Origin of the sequence: Gordonia jinhuaensis, assembly GCF_014639795.1 — a bacterium.
GTDB lineage: Bacteria > Actinomycetota > Actinomycetes > Mycobacteriales > Mycobacteriaceae > Gordonia_B > Gordonia_B jinhuaensis.
Genome location: NZ_BMGC01000004.1, coordinates 199,892 through 221,830, shown reverse-complemented (window position 1 = coordinate 221,830; position 21,939 = coordinate 199,892). Strand labels below are relative to the sequence as shown.

The 21,939-nt window shown below is 68.5% G+C and carries 18 protein-coding genes; 13 read left to right on the top strand and 5 right to left on the bottom strand.

Going from position 1 to position 21,939, the window contains the following annotated elements; genetic code table 11:
- Positions 1–86 precede the first annotated feature (86 nt).
- A complete protein-coding gene (locus IEW22_RS04920) occupies positions 87–1,541 on the top strand; it encodes a sugar porter family MFS transporter (protein WP_188585467.1) in 1,455 nt (484 codons plus the stop codon).
- A gap of 10 nt (positions 1,542–1,551) precedes the next feature.
- On the opposite strand, the gene IEW22_RS04915 is transcribed toward IEW22_RS04920, so the two are convergent.
- The 4 genes from IEW22_RS04915 to IEW22_RS04900 all read right to left on the bottom strand — a co-directional run bounded on the left by IEW22_RS04915 (position 1,552) and on the right by IEW22_RS04900 (position 5,888).
- Positions 1,552–2,346: a lysoplasmalogenase family protein gene (locus IEW22_RS04915; RefSeq protein ID WP_188585466.1), complete on the bottom strand. Its 795-nt coding sequence runs from the start codon at positions 2,344–2,346 to the stop codon at positions 1,552–1,554.
- Between the two features lie 11 nt (positions 2,347–2,357).
- Entirely contained in the window at positions 2,358–3,680 is a 1,323-nt protein-coding gene (locus IEW22_RS04910; RefSeq protein ID WP_188585465.1) for a lipase family protein, read from the bottom strand.
- 102 nt (positions 3,681–3,782) lie between these two features.
- Positions 3,783–4,745: a hypothetical protein gene (locus IEW22_RS04905; RefSeq protein ID WP_229742186.1), complete on the bottom strand. Its 963-nt coding sequence runs from the start codon at positions 4,743–4,745 to the stop codon at positions 3,783–3,785.
- Between the two features lie 318 nt (positions 4,746–5,063).
- Positions 5,064–5,888, bottom strand: coding sequence for an Rv1157c family protein (locus tag IEW22_RS04900; protein WP_229742185.1), 825 nt, complete (start codon positions 5,886–5,888; stop codon positions 5,064–5,066).
- Between the two features lie 442 nt (positions 5,889–6,330).
- Between IEW22_RS04900 and IEW22_RS04895 the strand changes: the two genes are divergently transcribed.
- From IEW22_RS04895 to IEW22_RS04840, 12 genes are all read left to right on the top strand, one after another.
- Positions 6,331–7,356, top strand: a complete 1,026-nt coding sequence (locus tag IEW22_RS04895; protein WP_229742184.1) for a thiamine ABC transporter substrate-binding protein — start codon at positions 6,331–6,333, stop codon at positions 7,354–7,356.
- A 19-nt stretch (positions 7,357–7,375) separates the two neighbouring features.
- The gene (locus tag IEW22_RS04890) at positions 7,376–9,025 is read left to right on the top strand and encodes an ABC transporter permease (protein ID WP_308421358.1); all 1,650 of its coding nucleotides are present in this window, start codon (positions 7,376–7,378) and stop codon (positions 9,023–9,025) included.
- The gene (locus IEW22_RS04885) at positions 9,022–10,194 is read left to right on the top strand and encodes an ABC transporter ATP-binding protein (RefSeq protein WP_188585462.1); all 1,173 of its coding nucleotides are present in this window, start codon (positions 9,022–9,024) and stop codon (positions 10,192–10,194) included. The genes IEW22_RS04890 and IEW22_RS04885 overlap by 4 nt, the downstream gene beginning before the upstream one ends.
- Complete coding sequence (locus IEW22_RS04880) at positions 10,191–10,613, top strand: NUDIX domain-containing protein (protein WP_188585461.1); 423 nt, start codon at positions 10,191–10,193, stop codon at positions 10,611–10,613. The genes IEW22_RS04885 and IEW22_RS04880 overlap by 4 nt, the downstream gene beginning before the upstream one ends.
- A gap of 194 nt (positions 10,614–10,807) precedes the next feature.
- Positions 10,808–12,718: a translational GTPase TypA gene (gene typA, locus IEW22_RS04875; RefSeq protein ID WP_188585460.1), complete on the top strand. Its 1,911-nt coding sequence runs from the start codon at positions 10,808–10,810 to the stop codon at positions 12,716–12,718.
- 81 nt (positions 12,719–12,799) lie between these two features.
- Positions 12,800–14,740, top strand: coding sequence for an ABC transporter family substrate-binding protein (locus IEW22_RS04870; protein WP_229742183.1), 1,941 nt, complete (start codon positions 12,800–12,802; stop codon positions 14,738–14,740).
- Between the two features lie 13 nt (positions 14,741–14,753).
- Positions 14,754–15,647, top strand: a complete 894-nt coding sequence (gene mshB / locus IEW22_RS04865) for an N-acetyl-1-D-myo-inositol-2-amino-2-deoxy-alpha-D-glucopyranoside deacetylase (protein ID WP_188585459.1) — start codon at positions 14,754–14,756, stop codon at positions 15,645–15,647.
- 26 nt (positions 15,648–15,673) lie between these two features.
- Entirely contained in the window at positions 15,674–16,111 is a 438-nt protein-coding gene (locus tag IEW22_RS04860; protein WP_229742182.1) for a facilitated glucose transporter, read from the top strand.
- A gap of 134 nt (positions 16,112–16,245) precedes the next feature.
- Positions 16,246–17,373 carry an FO synthase gene (locus tag IEW22_RS04855; RefSeq protein ID WP_188585458.1) on the top strand — a complete coding sequence of 376 codons (1,128 nt, stop codon included), beginning with the start codon at positions 16,246–16,248 and terminating at the stop codon, positions 17,371–17,373.
- Positions 17,370–18,887, top strand: a complete 1,518-nt coding sequence (locus IEW22_RS04850; protein ID WP_188585457.1) for a flavin-containing monooxygenase — start codon at positions 17,370–17,372, stop codon at positions 18,885–18,887. The genes IEW22_RS04855 and IEW22_RS04850 overlap by 4 nt, the downstream gene beginning before the upstream one ends.
- Positions 18,884–20,161, top strand: a complete 1,278-nt coding sequence (cofG, locus tag IEW22_RS04845) for a 7,8-didemethyl-8-hydroxy-5-deazariboflavin synthase CofG (protein ID WP_188585456.1) — start codon at positions 18,884–18,886, stop codon at positions 20,159–20,161. Before IEW22_RS04850 ends, cofG begins: the two co-directional genes overlap by 4 nt.
- Entirely contained in the window at positions 20,158–20,958 is an 801-nt protein-coding gene (locus IEW22_RS04840; RefSeq protein WP_188585455.1) for a hypothetical protein, read from the top strand. Before cofG ends, IEW22_RS04840 begins: the two co-directional genes overlap by 4 nt.
- A 24-nt stretch (positions 20,959–20,982) precedes the next feature.
- Here the strand turns inward: IEW22_RS04840 and IEW22_RS04835 are convergent, their stop codons facing one another.
- Positions 20,983–21,852 carry a helix-turn-helix domain-containing protein gene (locus IEW22_RS04835; protein ID WP_188585454.1) on the bottom strand — a complete coding sequence of 290 codons (870 nt, stop codon included), beginning with the start codon at positions 21,850–21,852 and terminating at the stop codon, positions 20,983–20,985.
- Between the last annotated feature and the right edge of the window lie 87 nt (positions 21,853–21,939).

Sequence of the window (21,939 nt, the reverse complement as noted above, 5' to 3'; positions counted from 1 at the left end):
TACGAGAACGCCAGTCTCGGCATGTAGCGTCGGGACAGAGAGCGTGCATGGTTCATACAAGGCGTCGGCGAGACCGGGGGCTATACATGACAAATCCACAGACGTCGGTGCATCACGATCAACACGTCGGCAAGGTCATCGGCGTCACGATCGCCGCGGCAGTAGGCGGCTTTCTCTTCGGCTTCGACAGTTCGGTCATCAACGGTGCGGTCGACTCGCTGACCGATCACTTCCACCTCAATCACTTCATGAGTGGCTTCGGCGTCGCCATCGCCCTGTTGGGGTGTGCGCTGGGCGCCTGGTTCGCCGGCCGACTCGCCGACATGTGGGGCCGCAAGCGCGTGATGCTTCTCGGCGCGGTGCTCTTCTTCGTCTCCTCGATCGGAACCGGTCTCGCGTTCAACGTCGGCATCCTGCTGTTCTGGCGCGTGCTCGGCGGTATCGGTATCGGCATCGCATCGGTCATCGCCCCCGCCTACATCTCCGAGATCGCGCCCGCGCGCTATCGCGGCGGACTCGCGTCGATGCAGCAGCTGGCGATCACGGTGGGCATCTTCGTGGCGCTGCTCTCGGATGCGATGCTGCGCGATGCGGCCGACGGCGCGGCCAACACCCTGTGGTGGGGATATGAGGCATGGCGATGGATGTTCTTCGTCGGCGTGATCCCCGCAGTTGTGTACGGAGTGCTGGCGCTGATGATCCCGGAATCGCCGAGATATCTCGTCGGCAGCCATCTCGACAACGAGGCCGCGAAGATCCTGCGTGACGTCACCGGCGAAGAGCATCCACTCGAACGCGTCAAGGAGATCCGACTGACGCTGCGCCGTGAGTCGCAGGCGTCGGTGAAGGACCTGCGAGGTCCCACATTCGGGCTGAACCCCTTTGTGTGGGTGGGTATCTGGCTTGCGGTGCTGCAGCAGTTCGTGGGTATCAACGTGATTTTCTACTATTCGAACACGTTGTGGCATTCGGTCGGATTCTCCGAGAGTCGGTCGTTCACCACCTCGGTCATCACGTCGGTCATCAACGTGGTGATGACCTTCGTGGCGATCCTGTTCGTCGACCGGATCGGCAGGCGGTTGCTGCTGATGGTCGGATCGGTGGGCATGTTCGTGGGTCTGCTCATGGCGTGTATCGCCTTCACCCAGCAGCAGGGATCCGGTGACGACATCACGCTGCCGAAGGGTTCTGGTGTGACGGCACTGATCGGTGCGAACCTGTTCGTGATCTTCTTCGCCGCCACCTGGGGGCCGATCATGTGGGTGATGCTCGGCGAGATGTTCCCCAACCGCATCAGAACTGTGGCCCTGGGGCTGTGTACGGCGGTGAACTGGATCGCGAACTTCATCATCTCATTGCTGTTCCCGCAGCTGAACAGCACGATCGGACTCGCCTGGATCTACGGGTTCTTCGCGGCGTGTGCGGCCATCTCGTTCTTCTTCGTCAAATTCAAGGTGCCCGAGACCAAGGGGCTCGAACTCGAGGAGATGGACGGGCTGGGTGGTCCACGCGTCCCGGCCCATTCCTCGGACATCGTCTGAGCCGCGGTGGTCACCGCGGGTGTGAAGCGGTTCGCGCCGGTCGTCGGCGCACGCCGGCACCGGCCGCGGTCGGCAGGAGGAGACGCTGCGCGCCGAAGTAGGTCGCGAGCACCACGGCCTCGGTGACCGCGCGTCGGCGTCCGGACAGCAGATGTCGACGATTGATCAGCAGGTCATCGGAGATCACGAACAGCATTCCACCCACACGCAGACGGGTCGCCGCGGCGCCCGATGACGAGCACTCGCCGGCCGACGCAGGATCGGCGGCCATCGCCGACATCGCCGACAGCACAGCGCCGTACGGGCCCAGCACCGGCGTCAGCGCGGGACGGGCGGCGGCGACCAGCAGTCCCGGCTCGCCCATCACTGCCAGCCGGGGGAGTATGCGCCGGCTGCTCAACCGGCCGCCGCGGCGTCCGAACAGCCCCAGATAGGACAGATGTGCGCAGCCGAAGGCCAACGCGCCCAGGCGCATCCAGTCGTCCTTGCCCCGAGGTGTGCTGTCCTTTGCCGTCGCCGGGCGACGGTGTGGTGCATCGTCGGCGAACTCTTCCCGGTACATCAGGTAGTCACCCGCCAGCGAGAACACCGCGGCGCCGGTGAGCAGTGCCCGGTCGAGCGGGGCGTTGCGCGCGATGTCGGGAACCGAACGGGCGATCACGGCCGTCAGCGCCAACGGTTTGGCGGCGGCGACCAGCCGGCGCCGATGCAACGCCCCACCCAGGCACACCGCGAGCGTCGACGCGACGAAGACGGCGTCGATCTGCGGTGCCCAGCGGGGCGTCAGCTGTCGGTCGTGCGACATCGGGTGCGTGGTCAGTGCCGTGTCGGGGGCTTCGCGCGCAGGAAGCGGTTGACGAATGCCGCCGAATCGGCCTGTGCCGCCAGCGGTGTCGACGTGGAGGTGCCAGGGTAGGTCTTCACGGTCACCTCGCTGGACGGCAGACCCACAGCGGCCAGATAGGTCAGCGTCAGTGGCATCACCACGTCGGTGTCAGCCAAGCCCTGCGCCATCATCGCCGGGGTGGAGAACCCCAGCACCGGCAGGTGCAGGTAGTCACGCAACGCCGAGAGCAGGGCGGGTTCGGTACCCATCGACCGGTCGATCAGACTGCCCAGTGCCACCCCCGAGATCTCCTGGGCGAGTTGGCCGGAGCACTCGGTCTTCGCGCGGGTGAGCCAGCGCCGGCCGGCATCGGTCATCTTCGAGGCGACCTTCAGTTCCGGGCGGGCGGCGTCGAGTCCGGCGAGGGCGTACACCGCCGACGCGGTCGCGCCGCCGGGCAGTGCGAGTGGCAGTCCGGGTGCGATGGTCGACACCAGCTGGTCGAGGTAGGCGGGGATGCCGATGGCCACCGAGGCGCGTAGATCCAGTCCGCTGGCCCGGATCTGACCGGCCATCGACGAGGTGGCGAGGTTCAGCGAAGCCATCGATCCCTGCGAGATCCCCAGGGAGACGAATGATTTCGAGAGTGTCGGCACGATGTCGTGGGCGGCGTGCACACCGTCGACCACGTTGTTGGCCGCCGCCTTTCCGTCGAGGAAGTCGACCTGACCCGACGTCCCGGCACCCGCGTAATCGGTTGCGGCGATGGCATATCCGTCGGCGAGCCACTTCGAGGCCACCGTGGACTGGGGGCTGGTGGCGGTCAGCGCGGTGGAGCAGCGGTCGGCCAGACCCGCGGCTGCCGGTGCCCAGCCCACCACCGGCCAACCACCTTTGGGCGCAGTGCCCTTGGGTGTGAACAGGGTTCCGTAGGACAGTCGCGGCTGTCCTGCGGAGTTACGACTCCAGTAGGTGTAGCGGAAGCCCTGCGCGGCACCGGCGACCCACTGATCTGCGGGCAGCGAGCCGGTGGCGAACACACTGCCGGTGTGACCCGAATGCGAGGGTGCGGCCGCATCGGCGGCCGCCGGGATGGACGCCGCTGCGCCGGCCGCCGGAACGGGCGTCGCGCCCGAGGCATCGGTGGCGGAGCTGATCGGGGAGGCCGCGGTGTCGTCGGCACCCTCCGGTGCGGCCGACGCGGCGACCGTGGAGATGACGGCGGTCGCGGCGACGGTGGTGACCGTCATGGCGGCGATGGCCGACAGGCGTCGGCGAGCGATCGTGGTGTGACGCCGCACGCGCGGGGACATGGGCAGGCTCCTGGTGATCGGAAGGGGGAGAGGGGGCGAGCGCTGAGCGCGGGTGTGCGATCAGGCGTCAGGCATCAGGCGTTACGTGTCAGGCGTCACGCGTCAGGCGTTGACGATGCCCACCATGGGGAAGAAGAAGCAGCTGCGACCGCCGTTGTCGACGGTCCCGTAGACCGCGGCCAGCACGGTGCCGTGCCCGGTCTTCACCGGTGCCAGGCGCATCCCCGGCATGGTGTCGAGGCTCTGGGCGATGCGCGTGAGTGCCGCCACCGCAGGAACGCGCAGGATGGGCGGCAGATCGGTGGGCAGTGCGGCCAGCCACGTCTGCAAGACCACCGAGGACAGCTTGCCCATCTGGGCGAAGCCGCCCTGCAGTGTGTTGACGTTGAACCAGGCCACCTGCATGCCCGAACCGACGGTGTCGGAGGTGATCCCGCTGGGGACGAAGGCGAATGCGGTGTCGCCGCTCTTGACGATGTTGGGATCGAAGCCGCCCACGGTCGGCAGCGACGTGCCCAGCGTCCACGGTCCGGCGACCGCGCCGGAGACGCCGGGGACGATGCCGAGCGGGTTGTCGGCGGTGGGGACAGCGCAGTTGAACGAGACCGACGGATTCAGGAACGGCTGGACCTTGAGCGTCTTGAGGATCGCGTTCACCGCAGCGAGGCCGCTGAGTACGTCGGTTGGACCGGCGGCGGGCGTGGCCCCTGATGGTGTGGCTGGTGTGGCCCCTCCCGCGGCGAGAATCGACTCAGCCGCAGAGGCCGCGACGGAGTACGCGGGCAGCCGGCGCGCTGCCGAGGTCAGTTGCGCGACACTGGGCGAGGCCGTGTCGGCAGACGATGTCGCAGCGGTCGGTGCGGCGTCGGCGGTCGCGGTGAGCGCCGGTGCGGCGGCCAGGGCACCGACGGTGCACAGCGCGGCTGCGGTCACCGCGAGTCGGCGCCGGGCCGCGGGACGGCGAGCAGGCCGACGGCGTGCCGACACCGCACCGCGTGTGTCGACGGAATCGTCGGTGCTGACAATGCTCCCGGTGCTCGCCGTGGCCGTGACGACCGTGTTCATGGCAACCCGCCCTTGCTCTCGTACCGTCACAGCCGCGACATCACTCACGCGTGTTACTGATGTTGCTGATGTGACTAATGATGACTGAGTTAAAGATAATCATGTCGCGGACGTCGTTTTCAAGCCCGTGCATGTGGGCGTGACCGAACTGCGACCGCTGGCCGGCTACTGGCCGCCGACGCTGCGGCAGATACGACGATGGCGCCCGACCAGCTGGTCGGGCGCCATCGCGGGGAATGTGGGACGTAGCTCAGACAATCACCTGACGCGCATGTCAGCCGAGGGCCATGTCAGTCGAGAGCCATGTCAGTCGAGGGCTCAGACGAACGCCAGGCCCACCGTCGGGATGATCGTGCAGCCCACGACCTTGCCCTTGATCGTTGTGGTCACGTTGCCGTAGATCGCCGAGATCACCCGGCCGCGGCCGGTGTTGGCGATGGCGGTGAACGTGCCGGGACCCTTGGCGGCGTTGATCTTCGGATTGCGCAGCAAGTTGATCTGACCGGTGCGCTGGGTGTCGATGTTGATCCAGGCGGCCACCAGCGGATGGGTCTTGCTGTTGAACGCCGGGCCGGTTCCCAGTGCGGTGTAGACGTATCCGGCCTGACCTGCGCGCGGGCCGGGTGCGGGAGCGTCCTGCGGACCGGCGGTCACGAGGGCGGTGCCCACCGAGTTGCCGCCGGGGATGCAGCCGAAGCCCACGGTGGGGTAGAGGAACTGCTGGATCTTCGGGGCGTTCGGGCCGGTCGGGATCTCCGGTGCACCGCCCGCGGCGCGCGTGGCGGCGGCAGGCTTGGCGGAACCGTCGAGGAAGGAGATCACCTGGTCCCAGATCGCCTTGAGCTCGGGCGGGAACTGCCCGGTCGCGGCCAGTGCCCTGGCCTGCTCGAGCAGGGCGGTGTTGATCTTGCCGTCGGCCCCCGGGGTGGCCGCCGCCCCGATGATGGCGGGCACGAAGGCCCCGACCGAGGACAGCACGCGCTGATCGACCTTCGGCGGAGTGCTCGGAGTGCCGAACGGCGAGGCGCCGGCGACCGTCGTGCCGACGGGCGGTGAGGGCACCGCGGGAGAGGCCGGTGCCGCCTGCGCGAGGGGCGCCCCCAACACTGCTGCGGCGACCACGGCTGTCGCGGTGATCGTCATCTGCCTCAGGGGGTGGCGCAATCGCACGGTGGGCTTCCAATCCTCGTCGGTCGGTCGGTCGTGTCGGGTCTGCCCGAGATGCCAGGCCCGTGCAGAACATCGTCGCAGCCGCGGTGTTCGCTACACCCGGGGCGTCCGGTGAACTCTCGAGCCCGGCCGGACAACCCGGTCACAGGTGCACCGGCTGCAGGCGCACATGACACTAGCCTGTTACAGAAGTTACTAGTGTGAATGTTGATGCGATTGTTACCTGCATCCGGCCATCGGTGCCCGTGGACCGGACTCATCGTCGCAGAGATCGCCCACTGCGTCGCGGTGGCCGGGTGGGGTTAGATCGTGGGGATCGTCCGCATGTCGACAACAGAAGAAGGGGATCACGAGAATGCGAGCTGGGCGGGGGTCTGCGGCCGCGGTGAGACGCAGGGGAAAGTGGCGCCGGAGTATGCGCGCCGACGCCACCACGACGGTGGCGCTCGCGATGGCGGGAGTGGTCGCCACGGGGCTGGTGGCTGCCTGCGGCGGGTCCGGCAGTGACGCCAAAGAGGTGGTTCTGATGACGCACGACTCGTTCTCGCTGCCGCAGTCGTTGCTCACGTCGTTCACCAAACAGACCGGGTGGACGATCAAGACCGTTGCCGCCGGTGACGCCGGCAAACTCGCCACCACGGTCTCGCTCACCCCGGGTAAACCCAAGGCCGATGTGGTCTACGGCATCGACAATGCCTTCGCCTCACGTCCGGTCAAGGCCTCAGCGCTGGAATCCTATGAGTCACCCGAGGTCGGCAACGGGGCGTCGGACTACTCCATCACCTCCGACAACGAGCTGACCGCCATCGATCACGCCGACGTCTGTATCAACGTCGACCCGGCCTGGTACGCCTCCCGCGGTATCCAGGCGCCCACACAGATCGATCAGCTGACGCAGCCGACGTACAAGGACCAGACCGTGGTGCTCGACCCGGCCACCTCCTCGCCCGGACTCGGCTTCCTGCTGGCGACCATCGCCAACTTCCCCGGCGACTGGCAGAACTACTGGACGGGTCTGAAGAACAACGGAGTCGAGGTGCAGTCGGGCTGGGAGACCGCCTACAACCAGCGCTTCTCCGGTGGTCCGGGTAAGGGTCCCAAACCGGTGGTGGTGTCGTATTCGTCCTCACCGGCGGAGAACACCCAGACCAAGGCATTACTCGACGGCTGCTTCCGTCAGGTGGAGTACGCGGGGGTACTTCGCGGCGCCAAACACCCCGACGCCAGCAAGAAGGTGATCGACTTCCTGCTCAGTACACCTGTGCAGCAGGCACTTCCGGAGTCGATGTATGTCTACCCGGTGAACAACGGTGTGGCACTGCCCGAATCGTGGAGCAAATATGCCCCCGCGCCGACCGATGTGATCTCACTCGACGCCGCCGCGATCGCAACGCGTCGTGACGACTGGCAGAAGCAATGGCGCCAGATCATGGGGCGCTGACCGTCGCGTGCACATCCTCGTGAGTGAGCGCCCCGCCCGACGGCCGACCGGTCGCCCGGCGGGGCGTGCACGCACCACCGTCGCGTTGCTGCTCGTCGGTGCGATCCCGGTGATGTTCGTGGCGATTCTGTTCGCACTGCCGGTGATCGCGCTGGCCGTGCGCGCCTTCGGTCACGGTGGCGGCGGTGATCTCCTCGATCTGCTCGATGGTGCCGGCGCCTGGCATCTGGTGGCCTTCACCGTCGAACAGGCCGCACTCTCGGCGGTGGTGACGCTGGCGGTGTCCCTACCCATCATCTGGCTGGTGGTGCGCGCGGGCCCGACCGTCAGACGCATCGTCATGGTCGGCGTCACCGTCCCATTCGTTCTGCCGACGGTGGTGGTGGGCATGGCCTTTCGTGCGCTGCTCGGCGACGGCGGCCCACTGTCGCTGCTGGGGCTCGACGGCACGATCGGCGCGCTGCTGTGCGCCCACGCCTTCCTCAATGTCGCGGTGGTGGTGCGGGTGGTCTCGGCGGTGTTGCTGTCACTGGACACCCGGGCGGCGGAGGCAGCACGCACTCTGGGCGCGAGCGCGCCGCGCGCCTTCCTCACCGTCGTGGTGCCGCGGCTGATGCCCGCGGTCGCCTCGGCGATGGCACTGGTATTCCTCTTCTGCAGCACGAGTTTCGGTGTGGTGCTGATACTCGGCAACGGGAGACTGCAGACCATCGAGACCGAGATCTATCGTCAGGCCGTCGACTACTTCGACATCCCCACCGCCGTCGCGCTGACCCTGCTGCAGGTGGTGTTGGTGGCCGCGGTGGCGCTGCTGACGATGCCCTGGCGCGCCGACCGCGCCGTCGCGGTCGGTCGGCGCGGTCGCAGACCCGCATCGGCGGCCACGCGTGTCGGACTGACTCTCGCAGCGGCGTGGGCGGTGGTGGTGTGCCTGCTGCCCGTGGCAGTGCTGGTGGTGCGCTCGGTGCGTCCCACCACCGGTGGTCAGTGGACGCTGGTGGGATACCGGATGCTGACCGCCCAGGTCAACGGACAGAGTGCGGTGTCGAGTCTGCGCTATTCGCTGGAGACCGCGCTGGGTGCGATGGTTCTCTCGGTGATCGTGGGAGTGGCAGCGGCGGTGGGTATTTCGCGTGCGCCGAGAGTCGTCGGGGCGTTCGGCGGGGTACTGGTGGTGCTACCGCTGGGCGTCAGTGCGGTGACGGTGGGGTTCGGCTATCTCATCGTGTTGTCGAATGCGCCCGATTCCATCGCGACCTCGGCAGCGGTGATCCCCTGTGTGCAGGCGCTGATCTGCATCCCAGTGGTCTACCGGATGGTCGCGCCCGCGTTGGCAGCCGTGCCGCAGAACCTCCGCGACAGTGCCGCGACGCTGGGTGCGGGGCCGTTGCGATTGTGGTGGACGGTCGACCTGCCCATCGCCTCGCGGGCGATCACCTCGGCGGCCGGCTTCGCCTTCATCATGGCCGTCGGTGAATTCGGTGCGACCAGCTTCCTCACCCGCCCGGGCACGGTGACCCTGCCGGTGCTCATCGGCGCGGCACTCGGGCGACCCGGTGAGGAGAATCTCGCCGCGGCGATGGCGGCGTCGGTGCTGCTGGTGGTGATCACCGGTGCGGGGATCGCCGTCATCGAGATGTTCTGCCGCGACGGGGAGGCGGGTATATGAGCCGACACGACGTTCACACGCACGGTGAGCATCGCGCGGCCGACACCCTGGCGTTGCGTGAGGTGACCGTCGCCTACGGCGACACCGTGGTGCTCGACCACCTTGATCTAGTGGTCCCGGCCCGCTCCGGCCGGTCGATCACCGTGCTGCTCGGGCCGTCGGGATGCGGCAAGTCGACGTTGATCCGCGCCGTCGCCGGTCTGGAACCTCTCACTGGTGGCACGATCACCGTCGACGGGGCCGACCTGTCGTCGATTCCGGTGCACCGCAGGGATTTCGGGGTGGTCTTCCAGGATCATCAACTCTTCGCCGGGCGCAGCGTATTCGACAACGTCGCCTACGGCCTGCGCATGCGGCGGGTGCCGCGCGCCGAGATCGCCGCGCGTGTGGCCGAGGTGCTCGATCTGGTGAAACTGTCGGGCCGCGAACGTGATTCGGTGCAGAACCTGTCCGGCGGGCAGGCGCAGCGGGTGGCATTGGCACGTGCGCTCGCGCCGAGACCTCGGCTGCTGCTGCTCGACGAGCCGCTGTCGTCGCTGGACCGCCGGCTGCGGGAGGAACTGGCCGAGGATCTCGCCGAGATCATCGCCGCCGCACGCACACCCGCGGTGATGGTGACCCATGACCACGACGAGGCGGCCGCGCTGGGTGATGCGGTCGCGGTGATGCGCGAAGGGCGTATCGAACAGGTCGGTGCGCCGTCGAGACTGTGGCGGTCACCGCGCAACGACTGGGTGGCGCGTTTCCTCGGTGCGACCGACATCGTCGACGTCGAGGTCTCGGGCCCCCGGGTGTGCGGCGACCTCGGCGATCTGAGTGTTCTCGCGGCGGGCGAAGGCGGCACCCTCACCCGCACCGATATCGCGCTGACCGACGGCCCGCACCGCCTCGCGTTACGGCCGGAGAGTCTGGTGGTCGAGGCGGCGCGACCCGGGGAGCCGGGCGCGGGCGAGGTCGTCGCGAGTGTGTCGCTGCCCGGGCGCCACCGGGTACGTGTGCGCCTCGACGCGACCGGAACCGGCACACACTCGCAGGCCGCCACCGGGCTGCGTGAGCTGCGCGGGGTCAGTGCCGCCGACCTCGCGGTCGGGACCCGGGTGAGGCTGCGGCTCGATCCGGCCGCGGTCGCCTTGGTCGGCGAGGACCAGGGAGGGGGAGCAGTGGCATGACCGACGGTGCGGAGATCCGGCTCGTCGTCGCCGGTGCGGTGATGCGGTCCGGGCGGCTGCTGCTCGCCCAGCGCACCTATCCGCCCGAGGTGGCCGGTCGGTGGGAGTTGCCCGGCGGAAAGGCCGAACCGGGTGAGCATGCCGCAGCGGCGTTGCGGCGCGAACTGGCCGAGGAGCTCGGCGTGGTGGTGCAACCGGGGTCCCGGCTCGACGCGGAAGTGGATCTGCCCGGCCCGATGAGGCTGATCGCGTTGCGGGCCACGCTGGTCTCCGGTGAACCCGTGGCCGAGGAACACAGCGCGCTCAGGTGGGTCGACGCCGCCGAACTACGGCAGATGGCCGCGCGCGACGAACTGGTCGCGGCCGACACCGTGTGGGTGGCACAGCTGTGCGCACTGCTCGACTCGACTCGTCCATGAAGTAGAGCGGGCCATGAGGCAGAGCGGGCCGACCAGTGCGGGATAGCGGTGGGTGTCGGCGCGCAATTGTGCCGGTGAGAGGCGTCTGGGTCACCGGGAATCGGTGATCTGCGGCCTAACCGATACGCTGGAGGGTAGTACGACTCGACGGCGCGGCGCCCTCGCCCGCCACACACCACGTGAAAGAGACCTCAGTGAGCGCTGCCCCCAACTTCCGCAATGTCGCGATTGTCGCGCACGTCGACCACGGCAAGACGACTCTGGTCGATGCGATGCTGCGTCAATCGGGTGTGTTCGGTGAGCGTGAGGAACCCGTCGATCGAGTCATGGACTCCGGTGACCTCGAGCGCGAGAAGGGCATCACCATTCTCGCCAAGAACACCGCGGTGCACCGTCGCCAGCCCGACGGCACCGAGGTCATCATCAACGTCATCGACACTCCCGGCCACGCCGACTTCGGCGGCGAGGTGGAGCGCGGCCTGTCGATGGTCGACGGCGTGGTGCTGCTGGTGGACGCCTCCGAGGGCCCGCTGCCCCAGACCCGCTTCGTGCTGCGCAAGGCGTTGAGCGCCTCACTGCCGGTGATCCTGGTGGTCAACAAGACCGACCGTCCCGATGCCCGCATCTCCGAGGTGGTCTCCGAGACCCACGACCTGCTGCTGGACCTGGCGTCGGATCTCGACGACGAGGCCGCCGAGGCCGCCGAACAGGTGCTCGACCTGCCGGTGCTCTACGCGTCGGGTCGTGCGGGCATCGCCTCCACGGTGGAACCGCCCAACGGTGAGGTCCCCGAGGGAGAGAACCTCGACCCGTTCTTCGATGCGCTGCTCGAGTACGTGCCCGCACCCAAGGGTGACGTCGACGCTCCGCTGCAGGCGCATGTCACCAACCTGGACGCGTCGGCCTTCCTCGGCCGGCTGGCCCTGGTCCGTATCCACAACGGCACGCTGAGCAAGGGGCAGACCGTCGCGTGGATGCGTGAGGTCGACGGCGAGCCGGTCACCGAGCGCGCCAAGATCACCGAACTGCTCGCCACCGTGGGTGTCGACCGCCAGCCCGCCGAGACCGCTGTCGCCGGCGACATCGTGGCCGTCGCGGGTATGCCGACCATCATGATCGGCGACACCCTGGCCGATCCGGAGAACCCCAAGGCGCTCCCGCGCATCACCGTCGACGAACCCGCCATCTCGGTGGTCGTCGGCACCAACACCTCGCCGCTGGCGGGTCGGGTGTCCGGGCACAAGCTGACCGCGCGCATGGTCAAGGACCGGCTGGACTCGGAGCTGATCGGCAACGTGTCGCTGCGCGTCCTCGACATCGGTCGTCCCGACGCCTGGGAGGTGCAGGGTCGTGGTGAGCTCGCGCTGGCGATCCTCGTCGAGCAGATGCGCCGTGAGGGATTCGAGCTCACCGTCGGCAAGCCGCAGGTGGTCACCAAGAAGGTCGACGGCAAGGTTCATGAGCCCTTCGAGAACCTGACCGTCGACGCCCCCGAGGAGTACCTCGGCGCGATCACCCAGCTGCTCGCCGCCCGCAAGGGCCGTATGGAGCAGATGACCAACCACGGAACCGGTTGGGTCCGTATGGAGTTCGTGGTCCCCTCGCGAGGTCTCATCGGATTCCGGACCGACTTCCTCACCGAGACGCGCGGTACCGGCATCGCCAACGCGGTCTTCGAGGGTTATGGCCCGTGGGCCGGTGAGATCCGCGCCCGCCACACCGGTTCGCTGGTGTCCGACCGCGCCGGAACCGTCACCCCCTACGCGATGATCCAGCTCGCCGATCGCGGCACGTTCTTCGTCGAGCCCGGCGCCGACACGTATGAGGGCATGGTCGTGGGCATCAACCCGCGCGCCGAGGACCTCGACATCAACGTCACCCGCGAGAAGAAGCTCACCAACATGCGGCAGTCCTCCGCCGACGTGATGGAGACGCTGGCCAAGCCGATGCAGCTCGACCTCGAAGGCGCGATGGAGTTCTGCGCCGGAGATGAGTGTGTCGAGGTGACCCCCGAGGTGGTGCGAGTTCGTAAGGTTGACCTCGACGCCTCCACCCGCGGACGGGAGAGGGCACGGGCAAAGGCGCGCAACCAGAGCGTCGGGTAGGAGTACACGATCAGTACTGCTCGTCGGTTCGGGTATCGGCTGACCGCGGGGTGTGCGGCTGCCGTCGTCGTCGCACTGGGAGTGTCCTCGTGTGCCGCCGATCCGCCCCCGCCTCGTCAGCAGACAGAGGTCGCCGCCGCACCCGATGACGGGTCGGCGGGCGGCTCACAGATCGTGGTGGCCATCGACACGATCGGCAGTGGACTCAACCCGCATCTGATCGCCGATCAGGGACCGGTCACCAATGCCGTTGCCGCGATGACGCTTCCGAGCCCGTTCCGCCCGGTGGCCACCCCGGGTGGCACCGAGTGGATGCCCGACACGTCGCTGCTGTCGTCGGCGGAGGTCACCTCCACCCAACCGTTCACGGTGACCTACCGGCTCAATCAGAACGCCCAGTGGTCCGACGGCCTGCCCGTCAGCGCCGACGACTTCAGTTACCTGTGGCGCCAGATGATCAGCCAGCCCGACGTGATCGACCCGGCGGGCTATCAGCAGATCACCGACGTGGCCTCTCGCTCGGGTGGCAAGGAGGCCGTGGTCACCTTCGGCGGCAATTACCCGGCGTGGCGTCAGCTGTTCTCCGGGCTCCTGCCCTCCCACGTGCTGCGCGGGACCCCTGGCGGCTTCCAGACCGGCATGGACACCGGACTGCCGCCGTCGGCGGGGCCGTTCTCCATCAACACGATCGACCGCTCCCGCGATGAGGTGCGCCTGATCCGCAACGACCGGTACTGGACCACCCCGAGCGTGGTCGACAAGGTGTACCTGCGCCGCATCGGCGACACCGGTCAGCTCGCCGAATCGGTGCGTGCCGACGACACCGGCGCCGTGTCGATCACCGCCGGACCCGCGCTGGCGACTCAGCTCGGCGCGATCCCGGGCGTGGTGACCGGCCGTCAGCCGGATTCGCGAGTGCTCGGGGTGACGGTGAACACCCGCACACCCGAGATGAGCGACGTGTCGATCCGGCACGCGATCCTGGGTCTGGTCGACACCCGGCTGCTCACCGCGGCCAGCGCCGGGGATGCGGTGGTCACACCCTTCGGCAATACGTTGTTCGCCCCCACCGATCGGGGATACACGCCGGTGAACCGTCCGGCGCTGTCGCCGGCGCAGGCACTCGAACTGTTGCGTTCTGCGGGTTACGCGCCCGCGGCGGCATCAGGCTCACCGCGCGGTGCCGGCGCCGCCACCGCCTCGCCGGAGAATTCGGCGGTCGCCTCGGCCCCGGCGAGTCCCGGGGACAGTCCGCAGTCACCGGCGGCCTCGTCGCCGACCGAGTCGGTGGCGTCGTCGACAAGTGCCGTGCCCGACAGTGATTCGGCTTCGTTGCCCGAAGGCGTCGCGCGTATCGAACACGACGGCACCCCCCTGCAGATCCAGGTGGGTGTGGTGGCCGGCGACCAGCGGGCCGCCTCGGCCGCAGCCAGTCTCGTCGACCAGCTGCGTTCGCTGGGCATCGAGAGTTCGGTACAGAGTGTCGCCGGGTCGGCGCTCTACGGCACCGCACTGTCGACCTCCGGTGTGGATCTGATCGTTGGCTGGTCGAGTACCGCCATCGATCCGGCCACCCGGTTCGCCTCGCGCACCGCCTGCCAGCCGAATCCCTCGGGCGTCCCCCCCACGACACCGGCACCGACCACCGCCGCACCCACGACAGCAGCACCGACGACTCCGGCCGCCGAGGGGGCTGCCGCGTCGACGGTCCCCACCGCCACCACCACGTCGCCCACCGCACCACCGCCGGGAGCTCAGGACTCGTTCGCCGGCAACGTGTCGGGACTGTGCGATCCGGTGCTGTCGCGGATCGCCGCGCAGGCCATCGCCACCCCCGACCCGATACCGTCGTTGCGCGCAGCCGAATCCGACTTCGCCGCACGCTACGTGTACCTGCCCGTCTACCAGGACTCCCTGTTCACCCTCGCCGGGTCGACCGTGGTGGGTGTGCCCCGGACCGGGCCGGTGCAGACCGGCATCTTCGGCACCGCCGCGACGTGGAACGTGAAAGCCGACAAATGAGGATGAGTGACCGATGACCGGACGTCGACTGCTGCTGGTCCACGCACACCCCGACGACGAATCGTTGATGACGGGCGGGACCATCGCCCACTATCTCGCCCAGTGCGCCCAGGTGATGGTGGTCACCTGCACACTCGGTGAGGAGGGTGAGGTCATCGGCGACACCTGGGCGCAGCTCGTCGCCGACGGCGGTGCCGATCAACTCGGCGGGTATCGCATCCTGGAGCTGACCCGCGCACTCGCCGCGCTGGGGCCAGATGCCCACGGCGACGTGCTCACCCCACGATTCCTCGGCGGCGCCGGACGCTGGCGCGATTCGGGGATGGCGGGATCGCCGTCGGCGCGCAACCCCCGCGCATTCGTCAACGCACCGCTCGCCGAGCCGGTCGAGGCGCTCGCGGAGATCATCGGTGAATTCCGGCCGCAGGTGGTCGTCGGCTACGACCCCGCGGGCAGTTACGGACACCCCGACCACCGACGCGTTCACGACATCTGCGCACGGGCGATCGACGTCGCCGCCACCACGCCGGAGGACCGGTGGCGCGTCGACAAGCACTACTACGCGGTGACCGAGGCGACCGCGCTGGCCAAGGGGCTCGCCTCGGTCGACGAACTGCACCCGCAGTGGCGGATGCCCGCGGACGGTGAGCTGCCGTCCTATCCCGACGCGCAGGTGACCACCGAGATCGACATCAGTGAAGTCTACGACCGCAAGGTCGCCGCGCTGCGGGCGCATGCCACCCAGGTGACCGTCGCCGCCACCGACGACGACCGCCGGCCCACCAGCTATGTGCTGTCCAACAACATCGTGCAGCCGATCTTCGACCGCGAGCACTTCATCCTCGTTCGTCCCGAACCGGTCGCCGGTGTGCGCGAGGATGATCTGTTCGCCGGGTTGGATCTCTGACGAGCACAGCCGCACAGGAACCGCCGGTGAGCACAGGAGGTGAGCCGATGGGCGTCGAGGGCTCGTCGCGTCGTCGTGGCGCTGGTCGCACCCCTGGCCCCGCCCGCGGACCGGGTGAGGCGATCTGGCTGACGATGCTGCTCGTGGACGGTTTCATCGTCGGTCTGCTGTCGGTGGTCTTCCTCGACGTCTACGTCGGGTCGACGCCGGTGCCCCTCAGCGCGGTGATCGGCGGCCTGGTCAACGGTGTGCTGGTCTACCTCGCGGCACTGTTCACCCCGGACACCCGACTGCGGCTGCTGCCGGTGGCGGGATGGGTGATCGCGGCGATCGTGGCGCTGGCACCGGGGCCGGGCGGCGATGTGCTGGTGGTCGGCGACTGGCGAGTGCTGCTGTGGGTGGTGTTGGGGGTGATGGTGCCCGTCGGCATGATCTGGTCGGGGCGTCTGCCGGAACCGCGCTGAGTTCGGTGATCGGTGAGTTCGGTGACGGCGGTCTCACGCCGTCACCGGCGGTGACGGTCGCGGAGGGTATGTGGTTCGCGCTGGTCACGGTGGTGCGGACGAGCCGGTGGACACGCATTGATTACAGTCGAGACATGATCTCGCGTTCGTGGGCTGCCGACGTCACGGCACCGGTGACCACCGTGCGCGAAGCCCTCGACCGGCTGCGCGTGCAGGGCAGCTCGGCGCTGGCCGACGACGACTGGGTGGCGCTGCTCGGGTCGCAGGGCGACGAACTCGACGAACTGGCCCACCTGGCCGACCGCGCCCGCGCGCAGGTCACGGGTGAGACGTTGACCTATGTGGTCAACCGCAACCTCGACACCCCGGTGCTCGCGGCCCGGCTCGACGCCGGGGTCCGCCCCGGAATCGACGAACTCGTCGCCGAGGCGGATGCGCTGGGCGCCACCGAGATCTGCGTGCAGGGGCCACTGCCCGACGATGCGCCGGCGGATGGCCACCTGAGGATCATCGAGGCGATCGCGGCGGCTGCTCCCAGAATCCACATCCACGCCTACCGCCCGGCCGAGATCCGCGACGCCGCTGCACGTCAGGGCCGCACGGTCGAGCAGTTCCTCACCGCCGCCCGTGCGGCTGGTCTGGCCTCGGTGCCGGGCACCGCCGCACAGATTCTCGACGACGACCTGCGCGACGTGCTCGCGGGCGGTCGGGCAGCGCTGACATCGGCGGAGTGGATCGAGACGATCGAGACCGCCCACCGGGTGGGCCTCACCTCGACGGCCACAATGGTCTACGGACATCTGGAGACACCGGCCCAGGTGGTGGCGCATCTGCGGACGCTGGTCGACATCCAGTCGCGCACAGGTGGTTTCACCGAACTCATTCTGATGCCGATGGTCGAGACCAACACACCGCCGGCGGTGGCGCCGCTGGCCAAGCGGCGGCCCGGTGTGCGCGAGACGCGTGCGGTGCACGCGGTGGCCCGGCTGCTCACCGCCGGCTCATTCGATCATCTGCAGGTGGCCTGGACCAAGATCGACCCGGCCACGGCACGTGCCGTACTGGCCGGTGGCGCCGACGACATCGGCGGGCTGCTGCTCGACGGAGACCTCATGCCCGCGGCCGGGGTGGAGGCCGGATACGTGCTCACCGTCGCCGACATCGCCGCGATCGCAGCGGATCTGGGGCGTGCACCCGCCCAGCGCACCACCCGATACGAACCCGTGGACGATCACCGATCGCCGGTGCGGACCGGCTCGTGAGCGCTCAGCAGGCGACCGGCGCCGACCACGTCGATGTCGCGATCGTCGGTGCCGGGTTCGCCGGACTCGGTCTGGCCACGCTGCTCGCGCGCCGCGGGCGCGAATCGTTCGTGGTACTCGAACGTGCCGACGCGGTGGGCGGCACCTGGCGCGACAACACCTATCCGGGTATCGCCTGCGACATCCCGGCCCATCTGTACTCGTTCTCCTTCCGTCCGCCGGGCGACTGGTCGCGGCTGTTCCCGGCCGGCGCCGACATCCGCGACTATCTGCAGCGCACGGTGGACGAGGAGGGGCTGGCCGAACATCTCGAGCTCGGATGTGAGCTGCTCTGCGCGCGCTGGGAGGCGACCCCAGACGGCGGCCACTGGCAGTTGAGCACATCCGGCGGGCCGTTGTGCGCCTCGACTCTGGTACTCGCGGTGGGGCGGCTGTCGGAGCCGAGGATGCCCGCGGTGGAGGGACTCGCCGACTTCCACGGCGAGGTGGTCCACACCGCCACGTGGCGAGACGACCTGCTGATCGACGGCGCGCGGGTGGGTGTGGTCGGATCGGGGGCTTCTGCCGTGCAGATCATCCCGGGGCTGGCCGAGCGTGCCGCCGAGTTGGTGGTGTTCTCGCGGACGCCCCCGTATGTGGTGCCGCGCGGCGACCGTGCTTACACCGACGCCGAACGCGCAGACCTCCGCGTCCCCGCCCACGCCGACTCGCTGCGCGAACAGCTGTTGCACGACGCCGACAAGGCCTTCGGGCAGCGGCTGCGCCGGCATCCGGACATCGACGAGATCCGTGCGCGGGCCAGCGACCACCTGCACGCCCAGATCCCCGATCCCGACCTGCGGGCCGCACTCTCGCCCGACTACGAGATCGGTTGTAAGCGAATACTTCTCAGTGACGACTACTATCCGGCGCTGATGCGGGACAATGTGATCTTCGAACCGAGTGCGCTGGTGAGCGTCAGTGAACACAAGGCGACGGCGGCAAGCGGTCACGCCTACGAGGTCGACACCCTGGTGATGGCGACGGGCTTCGAGGCCACCGCACCGCCGGCCGCCACGCGGATCAGGGGGCGCGACGGTGAACTGCTGGCGCAACACTGGTCGCAGGGGATGGTCTCCTATGCCTCCACGGTGGTGCACGGCTTCCCGAACATGTTCGTCCTCGACGGTCCCAACGCCGCGCTCGGGCACAACTCGGCGATCTACATGATCGAGACCCAGCTCGACTATGTGCTCGGTGCACTCGACCACCTGGCGCAGAGCGGTTGCGGCACACTCGAGGTCACCGCGCAGGCCGAGGCGGACTACACCGCCGAGATCGACGAGCGGTCGGCATCGACGGTGTGGCTCACCGGTTGTGAGAGCTGGTATGTGGATCCGCGATCGGGCCGGCTGACGTTGCTGTGGCCGGGGACCGCCGAGTCGTTCCGCCGTCGCAACGGACACTTCGATGCCGCGCCGTTCATGACCGCGCGAGACGACGAGCAGACAACAGGCGAGGAGAGTGGCAGATGACCATCGGTGAGCGTGACAGCGGTAGCGCCGGTGCGCCGGCGGCGATCGACGCATCACTGGAGAAGGCCCGTGCCGGAACGGCACTCGACGTCGACGATGTCACCGCACTGCTGTCGGCATCGGGTGAGGCACTGCGCGCGGTGCAGCAGCTCGCCGCGGATCTGCGCGACGAGGGACTCGCGAGGGTGCGGCGGCGCGGACAGATCACCTACTCGCGCAAGGTCTTCGTACCGCTGACCCGACTCTGCCGCGACCGCTGCCATTACTGCACCTTCGTCACGGTGCCCGGAAAACTCGCGCGCGCCGGGCAATCGATGTTCATGGAGATCGACGAGGTGGTCGACCTCGCCGCGCGCGGTGGCGAACTCGGTTGCAAGGAAGCGCTGTTCACCCTGGGTGACCGTCCGGAGGCGCGTTGGCCGCAGGCGGCACAGTGGCTGGCCGAACGGGGCTATTCCTCGACGCTGGATTACGTCCGGGCCGCCGCGGTCGCCGTCCTCGAACAGACCGGACTGTTGCCTCACCTCAACCCGGGGGTGATGAGTGCCGAGGAGATGCGCACACTCAAACCCGTCGGGCCGTCGATGGGGATGATGCTCGAGACCACCGCCCACCGTCTGTTCGCCGAGAAGGGGCAACCGCATTACGGAAGCCCCGACAAGGAGCCGGCGGTGCGCCTGCAGGTTCTGCGGGATGCCGGGGAGGTGGGTGTGCCGTTCACCACCGGCATCCTCGTCGGTATCGGCGAGACGCTGCGTGAACGCGCCGAATCGATTCGTGCGATGGCCGAGATCGCCGCAGAGTTCGGGCACATCCAGGAAGTGATCGTGCAGAACTTCCGCGCCAAACCCGACACCGCGATGCGCGGCACGCCGGATGCGCACATGACCGAATTCCTCGCCGCAGTGGCAACGACCCGGATCGTGCTCGGGCCCGACATGCGCATCCAGGCGCCACCGAATCTGGTGTCGGCAGACGAGTGTCTGGCGCTGATCGCCTCCGGAATCGACGACTGGGGCGGCGTGTCGCCGCTGACACCCGATCACGTGAACCCCGAACGGCCGTGGCCCAATCTCGACACGCTCGCCGAGATCACCGCGAGCGCCGGGCATGTGCTCACCGAACGCATCACCGCGCAGCCGCCCTATGTGCTCGACGCGCAGCGGTGGATCGATCCGGCGATCGCCGGACATGTTGCCGCACTGGCCGATCCGCTCACCGGACTCGCTGCCGACGTGCGCCCCTCCGGGTCGCCGTGGACTCGCGCGGCATGAGCGCTCACCGACTGACCGACACCGACCTCGCGCGCACCCTCTACGGGGCGACCGGCGTGGCCGACGCGATCATCGACGCGATGGAGTCCGATCCCGCCGGCCTCAAGGACGCCAGCCTGGCACAGACCATCGCGGACTGGCGGGTTCCGCGGGTGTTGTCGTTGCCCCGTCGCGGCGTGGCACTGGTCGCCGACGCCGCCACCGCCGCAGTGGATCTGACCGGTGCGCCGGGAACCTCGCGGTGGCAGGGATGGGACCGCCGCCGTCGGGTGCGATGGTGGAACACCCGAGTCGGGGCGCTCACCTCGATTCTGGTGGCCTATCCGGGAGTGTTCGGCGCGGCGGCGCGTCGACTTCCCGTGGCCGACCTCGCCGGATTCGTCAACCAGCTGCTGTTGCTCACGGCGGCGCTGCGGGTCTACAGCGTCACCGATCGCTACGAGCAGACCGACCGACTGGCCGAGGTGCTGTGTCATCGCAGCGTCGACTCACGCCGGCTGCTCGGACCCGCGGAGGAGGGGGAGCGCTCCGACGAGAAGGTGGATGCGGCAGAAGGATCGGCGTGCCGATCGCGTTCACCCAGAGCGCTGGTCGGCGGACTGTGGTCGCTGAAGAAGACCTACGACGCGATCGTCGACGAACTCGCCGAACGGCCGTCGCCGTCACTTCCGTGGCGGTGGCTGGGAATGGTGCCGTTCGTCGGGGCGCCGGCGACCTACATCGGTGAACGTCGTGCACTGCGTCGCGCCGACGCCGAACTGATCGAGCGGCTGGAGTCGGAGACACCGGACAGCTGAGACACCGGGCAGTGCGTACGAGTCCTATTGGGTGCGGCGATATTCAGAGGGTCCCAGACCCAGTACCGAGCGGAACTCCGCCGCCAGATGGGCGTGGTCGGTGTACCCGAGTGCGGCAGCCACATCGGCGATCGACGTCGACGTGTCGGTGCGCAGCTGTTCGGCGGCCTCCTGTAGCCGTCGTCTACGGATGAGAGCCGCAGGGCTGATCCCGATTCTGTTGCGGCTCAGTCGTTGCAGTGTGCGCACGGAGACACCCAGCCGGTCTGCGACATCGTCCACGCGCATCAGCGAACGGTCGCTCTCGACGAGGTCGAGATAGGCGTTGGCCACCAGGTCCTCGGGCTGCGGTACCGGGAGCGTGCCGGCAAGCCAGTCGGAGAAGACGCGCACCGCTCGCATGCGCCGGGTGTCGCCATCGACGCCTCCCGGCTCGTCGACACCGATGTGCATGGCCGTCACCACCGCGCGTCGTAGCCTCGGTGCGTCGAAGTCCGTATAGCCATCGGTGATCGCGGCGAGATCACCCACGAGATGGGTGACGGCCGCCGGTCGCAGCAGAGCACCCACGGCCCATCCCCGTCCACGCAGGTCCCGATAGCCGGGTTTCGTTGCGGGACCGGAGATACCGACGAGTTCGGTCACCTGCGCTGCGGTCCTGTCGGTGGGGTTGGTGCTCACCGAACCGGATTCGACCACCAGATTGCATCCGGGGTAGGGAAGGATGTGCTGGCGCGACACACATCCGGCTTCGATATCCCACTCCGGGATCCAGAACCACCGCACCGCCCACGACACCTCCTCCGGGGCGCTGAGCCGATGCAACGAGGGCAGCCGAGCCGGATAGAGCGGCCCGCGGCTGGCGGGGTCGCGATCCGATGGCCCTGACGTCATGTCGCGAATCTACAAGCCGACGACGGACTCGGCGTTCTAGCGTCGAATCCATGTCTTCTCCACAGCATGACCCCGACCCCGCGTCTA